This window comes from Rickettsiales endosymbiont of Peranema trichophorum, from assembly GCF_004210275.1.
GTDB lineage: Bacteria > Pseudomonadota > Alphaproteobacteria > Rickettsiales > Midichloriaceae > RICK02.
Genome location: NZ_SCFA01000002.1, coordinates 1 through 12,635, shown reverse-complemented (window position 1 = coordinate 12,635; position 12,635 = coordinate 1). Strand labels below are relative to the sequence as shown.

The window sequence follows — 12,635 nt, the reverse complement described above, 5'->3', positions numbered from 1 at the left end:
TATAACGTCCTCAAACCTATCACCCTTTGATAACTTGTCAAGCAGGGGATCACCTAATTTGTCCGTTACCGTATACAATCCACTTATAACTTGTTAATGCTTCAAGCCCCATAGGTCCACGGGCATGGAGTTTTTGTGTGCTGATTCCTATTTCTGCTCCCATACCAAATTCTCCTCCGTCTGTGAAAGCTGTAGAAGCATTGACGTAAATTACAGCGCTATCGATATCTGTCGTGAAACACTCTGCAATTGCTTCGTTTTCGGTGATAATACACTCGCTGTGTCCAGATGTGTACTTTGAGATATGTGCAACTGCTGATGACACAGAATCGACTGTCCTGATTGCCATTTTGTGGGATAAAAATTCTCTACCATAGTCTTGACCACTGGCATGGAAGATGAGGTGTGAAGGGTATTGTCCTTGAAGTACATCAAAAGCTTCATGATCTACGAATAGTTCAACATGTGATCTTTGAAGTGGTTCAACTATATCATATAGATCTTTAAGACGCTCTCTATGTACTAAGAGACAATCTAACGCATTACATACGCTGACCCTTCTAGTCTTGGCATTATCAATGATATTGCGTCCCTTTAGCACTTCCCCATATAAATCAAAGTAGATATGGACTACACCACTTCCTGTTTCAATTACGGGTATGGTGGAATTCTTTCTGACAAAGTCTATTAAAGAGTTGCTACCTCTTGGAATACATGCGTCGACAAGATCTTCGGCCTGTAATAAGGTATGTACATCATCCCTGTTAGATGACAACAACATTACAGCATTCTTGTCTACACCTTGTCGTTCCAAAGTGCTTTGAATCAAGCTAACTAATACGTTATTCGTGTGATACGCCTCTTTTCCTCCTTTTAAAATGCAGCTATTTCCGCTTTTGAAACACAATGAAAACACGTCGACAGTGACATTGGGCCTTGATTCGTAGACGACAGCGACAACACCTATAGGTACTGATACCTTGGTGATCACAAGACCATTAGGCGCCATTTTCTTCTCCAGCACTTTCCCTATTGGTGAGGCAAATTTGGTGACCTCTTCAACATCGCGAGCAATGCCAAGTATCCTGTTTTCATCCAGCAACAAACGATCATAGACTGCATCTTTTTCCTTCATGTTGTCCAAATCTATCTTATTTGCGGTAATAATCGCTGTAATGTTATCACGTAATGAAGATGCTAACGACTCTAAAACGTTATTTCTCGCAGCGTCTGTAAGATTACTAATCTTATGGCTTACTTGTTTGACGTTTTTGATTTTATCGAGCAGCTCCATAAGTAAGTGTCAGGGATTAGTGATTACAGAATATTGGGTTGGCAAATACAGCATCAAGATGCGATTCTTTATTTTGTTGATTGGGTAGTGCCAGAATAGTTGTTCCGACTTGCTCTCCTTTAACTATCTTGTTAAGAACATCCTCATGATTGACAGATGCGATGTGTGTCACTACCCCAATTTGGGACATTTTTTTAGCTGTGCTAAGCTTACTGACCATTCCACCTCTTCCATGAGTGCTTTTGGTCGTTGATATGTCCGGCCATTCCCCACTTGGATCTATGACCCGTATCACTTTTGCCTCAGGATTATCTGGATATTGGTTGTATACACCATCGGTGTTTGTCAAAATGACAAGCTTGTCAGCTTTGATCTGCTCGGCGATTAATCCTGATAGTTCGTCATTATCAAGAAACATACATTGTGCAATTGCTATGGCGTCATTCTCATTAATTATTGGTATAATGTGCTTGTCACGTAATAGCTCCTCAACCAATTCTAGGATGTTCAGAGAATGTTGTCGTGTTTCAAAATCGTGTCTGGTGACCAATATTTGGGACGTCAAGTAATTGTGCTTTAAAAAAAGTTTGCAGTAAATGTTAATAAGGGAATGTTGGCCTAACGATGCTAAAACCTGTTTTTCTCTCAGTGATGTGCCATATGCCTTACCAAAGTACCGCTGTGCTACACCTCTTCCAAGACATACAGCGCCAGAACTAACTAGGAGCACCTCATGTCCTTGTCGCTTAAGAAACGCTATCTGTGTAGTAAGTGAGCGAATCGTTTTTAGGACAGGAGCTCCTGAGCTTGTCAATATACTTTGAGTACCAACCTTAATGACTACTCTCATCCGACATCTCACCAAGTCTAACAAGTGCTGAATCAAGTGATCTTTGAAGCACATCGGTCATATTCGTGCGCATCACATTTAAAGCGGCTTCAGTAACGCCACCCTTACTTGCCACTGATTTGATCATGTCCTCATATTGAACGTCTTGTTGAATCATGCTTGCTGCACCGACGAATAGCCTGTCGATCATTTTTTTTGCCTCAATATCATTAAGTGATATCTTCCTAGCTTCGGAGTATAGTAAGTCGGCTAATAAAAAGAAATAGGCTGGGCCGGAGCCGGCAACAGGTGTCAACATATCGATGCTGAGTTCATGCTTCAGAAATATGATATCTCCCGTTGCACCAAAAAGTCTCTCAAAAAGCTCAATAAATGCATCTTGTATACCAGTATCAGCAAACGTGAGGTTTATACTGTTACCAGTTTTGATTGCAATATTGGGCATGACGCGAATAATATTCTTATGCATTGGAAGGAGGTTATGCAGTCTTTGTAGTTTAGTAGCTGCAAGCACCGAAACGACAAGCGCATTATTTGCCCTATCTTTTAAGCTAGTGACTACTGCATCGAGGTTCTGGGGTTTGACTGCGATTACAACAATATCTTCAACAAAGTCATGCGGTATTTGCTCAAAGGTGATGACAAACTTTACATGAGTGTGGCTAGAAAACTCTTCAGCGTCTACTAGCTGTGGGTTCACCACAACAACAGAAGTACAAGTACCTTGATCAACCCATAGCTTAAGCAAAGCAGAGCCGATATTGCCACATCCAATCAATAAAACTTTCATTTGGCAGCTTTTACATTACACGAACGGACTATATGCTCTACACCTAACATATTCTGTAGATCAATGCAAACTGTATGTAAAAATCACAACGGTGAATTGTCATAGTGCACAGTGATACTAATATCTGAATTCAAGCAACAGTGGGTACCTGATAATTGTGATAATACACCAGCTTTTGCACATAATTGATTGCCGACATTTCATATTATGCCTTGGATCTTGTCATTCACTTATTGACTGAAATCGCTATGAACTATTAATATTACTTGAAGATATTGATTGTATTAATGGACTGAAGATACTATACATATCTATCAGTGCTCTAACATATAATAATCAGCTTTGTAAATTAATAGTGAAATGAGATAGTGAGGCTGTTATAATAACCTGTGTTAAGTTCTCTTAATTGCGGATGTGGCGAAATTGGTAGACGCGCCAGACTTAGGATCTGGTGTCTAATACATATGATGTGTGGGTTCAAGTCCCTCCATCCGCACCACTCAATCAAATCGGTGTCATGAACGATAAAGTGTTGATAATTGTTGCAAACTCAAGTTTGGAAGTTGAAAGTATGTTCACTTCAGGGGCTGTATCTACTTTGGATAAGTATGGTATAGACTACGATAGTGTGACAGCTCCACAAATCGTTGGGGTGCCATCGGTTTTAGGTATAGTACTGGATTCCTTTGAGTATGATGGTGTAATAATACTGGGGGCTATCATGAGGCAATCAGACGACGGAACTGGTCCAGTGAACGATATGTACAACCTGGAATACTTGGAGTGTGTGAGGGGAGTTAATGACTTGGCGATGCATTTTACTCTTCCGGTTGGTTTTGGTATCGTCAACATCACCCCTTGTTCTGATGGGTTATTACGGAAGATCATGGAGGTTGCTGCAAAGGCTACAGAAAGCTGCATAGAGCTCATAAAAATTAAACAACTGCATCAAGCTTATAACGCTACGGATAGTGGACAGTATAAACACAACTAAGATATATTCTCGGAAGATTCATGCAAACAGAATGGCGCGTGTTTTTGCCGTACAAGGTCTATACACATTTGATGTGCATGACAGGTCTCTAGATCTATCCACTGTGATATTTGACACTATAGAGGTGTTTAATGTTTATGTTCAGGAAGTAAAAAACATGAACATGCAGCTCTTGAAAATCCTGATTGAAGGAACGATTGATAATCTTGAGTCAATTGACGAGCGTCTTGAATCCCATTTAAGTGCAGAGTGGCAGCTCAGCAGGTTGCCACTATTAGTCAAAGAGATAATGCGTGTTGGTGTCTTTGAATTGATAAGTGGCCCTCAGCCTTCCCACGCAATGACAAATGCTATGATTATCAACGAATACTTAGAACTCGCAAAGGTGTTCGCATGCGAGGAGGATACCCCCTTTATCAATGGTGTGCTTGATGCTATTCAAAAGGAAGTGAAGTAGTGGTACTATATCCACCCTTTTCTTTTGAAAAGGAAGTAGGGGAACAGGGCAGAAATCACAATCATACAGATTGCAAATGGATAACCCATCTCCCAATTAACTTCAGGCATGTGTTTAAAGTTCATACCATATATGCTGGCTATTAGTGTAGGGGGCATAAAACCAGCTGCAGCTATTGTAAATACCTTGATAATGCTGTTTTGCTCTACACTTACCATACCAAGTGCTGCATCTAACATGAAGCTCACCCGTTGCGATAGAAAGTGCGCATACTCAGTTAGCGATAGCAGCTCTCTTGATATAGTCCTAAACCATGGTTTATACTCACGTTTGCCAGAAGACTTTGATGCTTCCATTTGACCATAAAAGATAAGCATTCTGTTGATACTTTGCAAACTCTCTCTGTTTTTGGAAATTACGTTACCAGTTCGACCAACTTCCTTGATGATATCATGATAATTGGTGGAATAAGACCCGTATCCATCTCCATTGTCACTGCTTTTTTCAAATAGCTTTTTGAGGATCATATCCAAGTCGTTACCAGACTTTTCAAGTGTGCCAGCTACTTTATTGACTATAGACTCTATGGTACCCTCAAAAGCCAATTCCGGTGTGGCGCACAACTCTGGATTTTTGATCGCTTTAGAGGCAAAGTTATTGAAGGCGCGTGGCCTACTGTATCTGAGCGTTACAAGGCAAGTTGGAGTTAAAATAAATGTAATGGCGGTACTATCAGGGTACTCTAGATCTGATCTGTGTAGGACGGTGATAGTCATATAGTATGCGTCACCTTCTTTATAAAATGGGGAGCTCACCTCAATCTTGTCCATCTCCTCCTTTGTAAGAGTTTCAATATTCAGGACTTTCTCTATATATTTTTCCTCTGACGCAGTTGGCTCAAAGAGGTCTACCCACACTAGTCCGTTTGGAATTTTATCTCCAGGTTTTAATTCTTCCTTTGTTAATGCATTTTGAGAGTTTATAAAGGCAACGATCATCTTTTACCAGTTGATTTTATGAAACGGTTAGCATAGCTGTTTACAACTTACTTGTACTTTGTGTTTAGTATACCCACTATACATACGTTTTAAACGAAAAGCAGTGTCTAAGCAACGAACATTTCAATAATTCAAGCTAAATGTTATCCTGCGGCAGTCACTTGACTTTCTTAGTTTACACAGTATGCTGAGTGATAATTGAATGTAAATTTAATAAAAACGTGGCCACAAAACAACAAAAGTATAAAAAGAAACTATTAGACAGCTTTGCAAAACGACAATCACAAGAAAATGCATACGGTACTTTGTACAAGTTGGTGATGCAAGGAAATGCAGATGAAGTTAAAAAGATTGTTAGTGAGTATGGCCTTGACCTAAATAAACCAATTGGAGATCTAGGGCTTTCAGCGCTTATAATAGCATGTAGAAAAGGTGACGAGGGTATGGTTGAGACCCTCCTTAAATTAGGCGCCGATCCAAATTATCAGGTGTCTGCTCATGCTTCCCCTGATCAATATAGCCAAATCTCAGGCCTTCCAATGCAAGTGATCAAAGGCATTATTGACAATAAGCTAATTCCATTGGACCTCAAACAACAGATATCTCCAATGTCTGCAGCTATTGCAGCTAACCACTATTCTATAGTTCTCCATCTAATAGATGCGGGTGTCACATTGCCTGTGAAGGCTAAACTGCAAGATGATGGTCGTGAAGAGTACGTAATAGATTCTTCCTCGTATGAGTTTGGTTTTCGTAAAACTCAGTTTCTTAGTGTCCCTACTGTAGGGCTATCAGACACACTGAGAGAAGGTGAAACAGTTCCACAAGCTATAGTCAGGCAACTAGCCGCTCCAGCCTTGTCCCTGGGCCAAGACGAACTTGAGACAGCTATTCAAGATCCTCGCATATCCACTGAAATGTCTCTCAATTATGTGTTGCAAAATGCCGGTAGGCATGAAGCAACAAAATTTGTTAAAATTCAAAACCTCATCATTACCACTCATATTTTGAATTTGCATTTCTTTAGGGAGCTAGAAAAAGCATGTGGTTTGTTGTGTACAACAGAGGCTGCAAACCTCAATAGCGGTAAGATAAAGAAACACTCTGCTCGTCATACCAAAGTTAAATCAGGTGTAAAATTATCTACTAAAGATCACGATGATTCGTCTCGCGATACAGATAATGTTGTAGGCTCTTTAGACGTAGACGTTGAACATGACACCTCAATACCAGAAACTGATGAATCTGCCATAAGACAAAACCCTACTGATATTTCACTCCCTGCATTTGTAGATCAGCAGTTAGTATACGAAAGTGAGGAAGAGGAAGGTGGAGTCAGTCCAACTTTTGGTGAAGATGAGTACGTTGCTCCCGTTTCAGTAGATCGCTCAATATTGTCTCAAGCATTAGTGCACTTTAGAAATCAGGTTGCAGAGCCAACAGTAGAAGTGGAGTTAGTGCTTACTAACGCTTTGCTGACATACCTATCAGGACAGCATGATGAGGCGATAGCATTGCTAGAAACGATACAAGATGTTGAAGGAATGGACTACGTGATCATGCATATTAGTGCAATTCTGGAATGCCATGAAATAAAAGGTGCTAAGGAACTAGTGCTGCAGTTGGTGACAAATCCACAGTTGTTACACAAATACTTTCAGCATGAGTACGAACACACATTTGCAAAGTCCCGAGAAGTTGCAGCAAGCGATGGCAGTAGAACACCGCAATGGGCTTTGCCTGAGCATGGAGTGGTAACAGCGAAGCAATCTGGAGTGTATAAAGTAGCGTCAGGAATGCGGGACTCATTTTATGTATACATACCAGAATATGATTTGGATAAAGAATTAAACATAGGTAGAGAAGAACTGAAGGTGATACCTCGCTATAGCAAAGGTCAAAATGGTTTAAAGTTTAACAAAGGTGTATGTTATTACAAAGCGGTACATGCTGGTGATTTGAGGCCTAGCGGTGAAGCTATTTATAAAAACTCCCATGGAGAAAACCTGATAGTACTGGAGAGAAATACACACAATGGTGTCATTGATATCATGAATCGTGAAGATACTTTAAAAATTATTTCTGTCAAAGAGACCATTGAGTACACAGTAATGTATGTCAGTGCTAGTTATGACCCTACGGTACTAGGTGAGGCAGAACAGCAGTTGAATCAACTAGACCGAGAGATTGCAGAGGAACGAAAGGTGCTACATCTAGTAGACGATCAGAAGCAATGTGCTGTCAACACTTTGGAGAGTATGCGTACAGCAATAATAAACTTGGCGAACGCTAAACATACAGAAACGCAAAGTACCCCCACAGAACTCACAGAGACGTCAGTAAATGTAGCTACTGCTAGATCGATAGAGGTGACGGCAGAGGAGAAAGAATACGTCTTAAATACCCTATTGTTACAGTATCATCGTTTGTTGTCTGCTGTTTCGGGAAGTGCTGCTGCCCCTGCTCCACCACCTTACCCTTACCCTGATGGTTCCGATGATGAGCCGTTGTACTCTGTAGGATCGGAGGATCAAGGCGAGGACCAAACAGGTGAATTTTTTGGTGGTCCATCAAGCTTTGGTGGATCAAATAGCACAATATAGTCCATTTTATTAAAGAATGTACACACATTAAAGCTGCAATTAAGCTTTGAGAAATACTTAGCGCTTACAACTCTCTAAGTAGAAACGGTGAAAAATACTCTTTAATAATCACTAGTCAAATTCTGTATTGTGTGATATTTGTCGTAGGATATACCGCCGAATTAGCTCAGAGGTAGAGCAACCGCCTTGTAAGCGGTAGGTCATCTGTTCAAGTCAGATATTCGGCACCACTACACTGTTGTATAAAAAGTCTAATTATTCTCGCGTAGTTGAAGTGCTGGTGTGTTAATTTTTCAGTTAGCCTAATGTACGTCTTGAATAATATTTACAACTGTAATATATAAATACCTAGTTCACATATAGGCTGTTTTTTTTGGTGTCTAACAAGATGTTTAGCCTATAGAGGTTTAACCAAAATGGAGATTACGATGTCTAATAAATACGGATTTACTATGCGCCAGCTTTTGGAAGCTGGGGTGCACTTTGGTCACAAGTCAAAATTGTGGAATCCAAAGATGAAGGAATACATATATGGTGTGAGGAACGGTTTACACATAATAGATCTGCAAAAAACTGTGCCATTACTCTCAGAAGCTTTGAAGGCTTTAGAAGATGTTGCTGCTCAAAACGGAAAGATTTTGTTTGTAGCGACAAAAGAACAAGCCACGTCGATCGTATCTGAATATGCACAAAAGTGTGGTCAGTATTATGTTAACCATAGGTGGCTCGGTGGTATACTTACAAACTGGTCGACCGTTTCTGCTTCCATTAAGACTCTTAAAGAGTACGAAGCAATGCTAGCGAATGATCAAATAGTGCTCACCAAAAAGGAAAGATTAGACTTGTATAGAAAGTGTCAGAAGCTTGAAAGGGCACTGGGTGGTATAAGAAATATGGGCTCTACTCCGGATATTTTGTTCGTAATAGATACAAACAAGGAGGAGCTAGCAATTAAAGAGGCTCAAAAGCTTCATATTCCAGTTGTTGCGATTGTTGACACAAACTCTTCGCCTGATGAAATTGACCATTTGATTCCAGGCAATGACGATGCAATCAAGGCGATTACACTGTATTGTCATCTTGCTTCTGAGGCTGTCCTCAACGGTATGCAGCGATATGTTGAATCTGTTGGAGTCGACGTAGGTAGTGCCTCAGAGGCTGCTCCTTCAACTCCTGACCTTGCTACTGTCTTTGTGGATACAAGTTCTGAGGAGATTAAGATGGAGGAGGAGAAAGAAGAAAAATAACACTATAGAAATCATAAGAAAAGTTCAATTTGATTGAGAAGATAAAATGACAAATGATAATGCAAGTTTTAGTGCTTCGGACGTGAAGCGTCTGAGGGAGATTACAAGTGCTGGTATGCTGGAGTGTAAAAATGCCTTGGTAGCTTCGGCTGGAGACATTGAAGCTGCCGTGGAGTGGCTTAGAAAGAAAGGTCTTGCAGCTGCTGACAAGAAAGCTTCTAGAGCTGCAGGAGAGGGTTTGGCTGCAGTGAATGTGCAAGGGAAAGCCGGCGTAGTGTTAGAGTTAAACTCAGAAACAGATTTTGTTGCTCGTAACGAGAAATTTCAACAGTTAGCTAAGTTTCTTGGTGAGAAGTTAATGGGCTTTGAAGGTGGCGTGGAAGACTTTCTTGCATCTGAGGTTGATGGCGGTACCATCAAGGGCTTGATAAGCAATCACATTGCTGTAATAGGTGAAAACATTAACTTGAGCAGATTTGAAGTATTAAGAGTTGAGAATGGTGTGATAGGTAGTTACATTCACAATAAAGTGACGGATGGAGCGGGGAAGATAGCGGTATTGGTAGCGATTAGTTCTTCTGGGGATGAAGAGTCTCTCTCACAACTTGCTAAACAGCTTGCGATGCACATAGCTGCTGCGAGGCCTGAGGTGTTGTCCATAGAAAATGTCGACCCTACAAAAGTAGAGCGTGAGCGTGCGATATACACCGAGCAGGCCCTAGGCAACGGTACGCCTTCAAATGTTGTACAAAAAATTGTTGATGGAAAGATTAAGAAGTACTATGAGGACGTTGTATTACTTGAACAGCCATTTGTGATGGACAACAAAAAAAGCGTTAAAACAGTGATAGAAGAATACGCCAAGCAGATCGGCCACGACATCAAAGTGCAGAAGTACTTAAGATATAGTGTGGGCGAAACTCTCAATAGTAACTAGAGTTATGGGCCAAAGGTATCAGAGGGTACTTCTGAAGTTATCTGGGGAGGCTTTGATGGGCCCTCAAAAATTTGGTCACGATCATGATACGATCAGTGCTATTTGCAATGATATTAAGCAGGTCAGAGACGCGGGGTATCAGATATCGGTTGTAGTGGGAGGAGGTAACATTTGTAGAGGAGCTATAGCTACTAGCATAGGTATTGAAAGGGTTAGTGCTGATCACATGGGTATGTTAGCAACAGTTATAAACGCCCTAGCGATACAAAGCGTACTTGAGAGCTTTGGGGTCCATACGCGTATACAATCCGCTATTCCAATGACTACGATATGTGAGTCGTACATTAGAAGAAAAGCGATTAGACATATGGAAAAGGGTAGGGTAGTGATATTTGCTGCGGGTACCGGCAACCCTTACTTTACTACTGACAGTGGGGCTGCGTTACGAGCTGCAGAATTGAATTGTGATGCGATTCTCAAGGGTAGTCAAGTAGACGGTGTTTACTCTGACGACCCTAGGTTGCACCCGAATGCAGTGAAACATGAAAAACTTACTTACAAAGAGGTTCTATCTGGTGATTTAAAGGTGTTAGATGCTGCTGCAGTAACACTTGCACGGGAAAATAAAATCCCTATATTGATCTTTAATATTCATCATCAAGGTGAGCTCTTAAGGGTTTTAGAGGGTGTAGGAAGTTTTTCAACTATTCAATGAGAATGCAATGTCTGGAATCGTGGATCTTTTAAATGACGTAAAAAAGAGGATGGATGGTAGTTTAACCAACCTGAGGCACTCTTTAAACGGACTGAGAACTGGTAGGGCATCTACTGCTTTGTTAGATCCTATAAAAGTGGAGGCTTATGGTTTGCTAACTCCATTAAATCAGTTAGGTACTGTTTCTGCACCTGATCCTAAGTTGTTGTTAGTTCAGGTGTGGGATAAGGAGGTAGTGAAGGCTGTAGAGAAGGCGATTGGCAATGCGAACCTTGGTCTACACCCAATCACGGAAGGTAATGTCATTAAGATTCCTATACCTGGTTTAAGTGAGGAGAGAAGGAAAGAACTAAGCAAGAAGGCAAGCGAATATGCCGAGAGCACAAAGATAGCAATTAGAAATATTCGCCGTGATGCTTTAGAAACCATCAAAAAGCTTGAAAAGGAAAAACAGATGTCTGAGGATGACCTAAAGCACAACTCTGATGAAGTGCAGAAAGTCACGAACGAACACGTCAAAAAGGCTGACGACATGACAACCGAAAAGATCAAAGAGATCATGAAAGTGTAGTACAAGTTGACTTTTTGAGGCTGTGATGTGGATCTGATAAGTGAGTGGAGAAGGTGGTCCTGACGCAGCGCACTTTTGACTTTGTGAATGAACAAAACACGACTAGGGACAGCTTCATAGTAACATGTTGTAATTTGGAGGCCTATAGGCACGTTACAAATTATGGTACATGGCCTAATAATAGGACTTTAATAATAGGTCCTGAGAAATCTGGAAAGAGTCATTTGGCAAAGATTTTTGCTGACAATACTGCAGCAGAATATATCGATCTTAGCGCTCTAGACATGACAGCTTTAAGTGATGCTCCGGCTTGGATCTTGGAGGATATAGATAAGACTAAGGAGCAGGAGAAGCTTTTTTATGCCATTAATATAGCTGTAGAGCAATCGATAGTATTGTTGTTGACTGCGACATGTATTCCAAGCTTTTCTTTGAAGGATCTGCAATCCAGAATTAATGCCTCTAACAAGGTTCTGATTAAATCACCAGATGATGACATGTTGAAGGCTTTATTGCTAAAGCACTTTAGGGATCAGCAGCTTCTGATTTCTGATGATGTGTTAGACTACATCTTTACAAGGACAGAGAGAAGCTTTGGTTATATATCATCACTTGTTCAGGCATTGGATAAGTATTCATTATCCGAAAAGCGGAACATCACTGTACCGCTGGTAAGGGATGTAGTGAATACATATCTAGTGAAAGAAAACGTTACAGAGAACAATCACACCAATGCCTCCATCCCTTCTCTCCCTATACTCTTGCCTTGAAATTGCCTTATAACTTTGTAGAAAGTTATAAATTCTATGAAATCATAACTGAACCTCAGTTTGATATAAGGATGAGTTGGAAATGGTGTAAAGAGAGAGTTGCGGATGGAAAGGAATGAGAGTAAGCTTATCTTTTTAACCCAAATTAAACAGGTAGTCTATATTCCCATTCCTCACTGACATCTTCTGTCATATTGATGATTTTTGCAACACCTTTGGAGAAAAAAATAAGAGATTTGGTTTGCCTAACCCAAATAAAAAACGCAATAAGCCTTGTAGAATGGCTCTTTCAGAGGTTATGACAATACTAGTCTTATTTCACATGAGCAACCACAGAACCTTTAAATACTTCTATATACACTATGTTCTTAAAGACCTTCGCTCTTGTTTTCCACAGGCTGTAAGTTAC

At 40.5% G+C, this 12,635-nt stretch carries 12 protein-coding genes and 2 tRNA genes; 10 read left to right on the top strand and 4 right to left on the bottom strand.

Features of this window, described 5'->3' with window-relative positions; all coding sequences use genetic code 11:
- Positions 1-49: 49 nt before the first annotated feature.
- Genes EDM53_RS00080 through EDM53_RS00070 form a run of 3 tightly spaced genes read right to left on the bottom strand, consistent with a single transcriptional unit; the run spans position 50 to position 2,934 of the window.
- The gene (locus EDM53_RS00080) at positions 50-1,294 is read right to left on the bottom strand and encodes a glutamate-5-semialdehyde dehydrogenase (protein WP_130121217.1); all 1,245 of its coding nucleotides are present in this window, start codon (positions 1,292-1,294) and stop codon (positions 50-52) included.
- Between the two features lie 16 nt (positions 1,295-1,310).
- Positions 1,311-2,144 carry a glutamate 5-kinase gene (gene proB / locus EDM53_RS00075; RefSeq protein ID WP_165379484.1) on the bottom strand — a complete coding sequence of 278 codons (834 nt, stop codon included), beginning with the start codon at positions 2,142-2,144 and terminating at the stop codon, positions 1,311-1,313.
- Positions 2,128-2,934 carry a pyrroline-5-carboxylate reductase family protein gene (locus tag EDM53_RS00070; protein WP_130121213.1) on the bottom strand — a complete coding sequence of 269 codons (807 nt, stop codon included), beginning with the start codon at positions 2,932-2,934 and terminating at the stop codon, positions 2,128-2,130. The genes proB and EDM53_RS00070 overlap by 17 nt, the downstream gene beginning before the upstream one ends.
- Before the next feature lie 408 nt (positions 2,935-3,342).
- On the opposite strand from EDM53_RS00070, the gene EDM53_RS00065 reads away from it, so the two are divergent.
- The 3 genes from EDM53_RS00065 (at position 3,343) to nusB (ending at position 4,385) form a co-directional block, all read left to right on the top strand.
- Positions 3,343-3,433, top strand: a tRNA-Leu gene (locus EDM53_RS00065).
- An 18-nt stretch (positions 3,434-3,451) separates the two neighbouring features.
- On the top strand, positions 3,452-3,928 hold the full coding sequence (locus EDM53_RS00060; protein ID WP_130121211.1) for a 6,7-dimethyl-8-ribityllumazine synthase: 477 nt from the start codon (positions 3,452-3,454) through the stop codon (positions 3,926-3,928).
- A 31-nt stretch (positions 3,929-3,959) separates the two neighbouring features.
- A complete protein-coding gene (gene nusB, locus EDM53_RS00055; RefSeq protein WP_130121209.1) occupies positions 3,960-4,385 on the top strand; it encodes a transcription antitermination factor NusB in 426 nt (141 codons plus the stop codon).
- A 5-nt stretch (positions 4,386-4,390) separates the two neighbouring features.
- Here the strand turns inward: nusB and EDM53_RS00050 are convergent, their stop codons facing one another.
- Positions 4,391-5,383, bottom strand: coding sequence for a magnesium transporter CorA family protein (locus EDM53_RS00050; RefSeq protein ID WP_130121207.1), 993 nt, complete (start codon positions 5,381-5,383; stop codon positions 4,391-4,393).
- A 191-nt stretch (positions 5,384-5,574) separates the two neighbouring features.
- On the opposite strand from EDM53_RS00050, the gene EDM53_RS00045 reads away from it, so the two are divergent.
- The 7 genes from EDM53_RS00045 to EDM53_RS00015 all read left to right on the top strand — a co-directional run bounded on the left by EDM53_RS00045 (position 5,575) and on the right by EDM53_RS00015 (position 12,226).
- Positions 5,575-7,986 (top strand): ankyrin repeat domain-containing protein, encoded by a 2,412-nt coding sequence (locus EDM53_RS00045; RefSeq protein ID WP_165379483.1) that lies wholly within the window; start codon positions 5,575-5,577, stop codon positions 7,984-7,986.
- 155 nt (positions 7,987-8,141) lie between these two features.
- Positions 8,142-8,216 (top strand) — tRNA-Thr (locus EDM53_RS00040).
- 198 nt (positions 8,217-8,414) lie between these two features.
- On the top strand, positions 8,415-9,233 hold the full coding sequence (gene rpsB / locus EDM53_RS00035) for a 30S ribosomal protein S2 (protein WP_207215374.1): 819 nt from the start codon (positions 8,415-8,417) through the stop codon (positions 9,231-9,233).
- Between the two features lie 46 nt (positions 9,234-9,279).
- Positions 9,280-10,170 carry a translation elongation factor Ts gene (gene tsf / locus EDM53_RS00030; protein ID WP_130121203.1) on the top strand — a complete coding sequence of 297 codons (891 nt, stop codon included), beginning with the start codon at positions 9,280-9,282 and terminating at the stop codon, positions 10,168-10,170.
- 4 nt (positions 10,171-10,174) lie between these two features.
- Positions 10,175-10,885, top strand: a complete 711-nt coding sequence (pyrH, locus tag EDM53_RS00025) for a UMP kinase (RefSeq protein ID WP_130121201.1) — start codon at positions 10,175-10,177, stop codon at positions 10,883-10,885.
- Between the two features lie 7 nt (positions 10,886-10,892).
- On the top strand, positions 10,893-11,456 hold the full coding sequence (frr, locus tag EDM53_RS00020) for a ribosome recycling factor (protein WP_130121199.1): 564 nt from the start codon (positions 10,893-10,895) through the stop codon (positions 11,454-11,456).
- Positions 11,457-11,509: 53 nt separating this feature from the next.
- Positions 11,510-12,226 carry an HdaA/DnaA family protein gene (locus EDM53_RS00015; protein ID WP_130121198.1) on the top strand — a complete coding sequence of 239 codons (717 nt, stop codon included), beginning with the start codon at positions 11,510-11,512 and terminating at the stop codon, positions 12,224-12,226.
- Positions 12,227-12,635 lie beyond the last annotated feature (409 nt).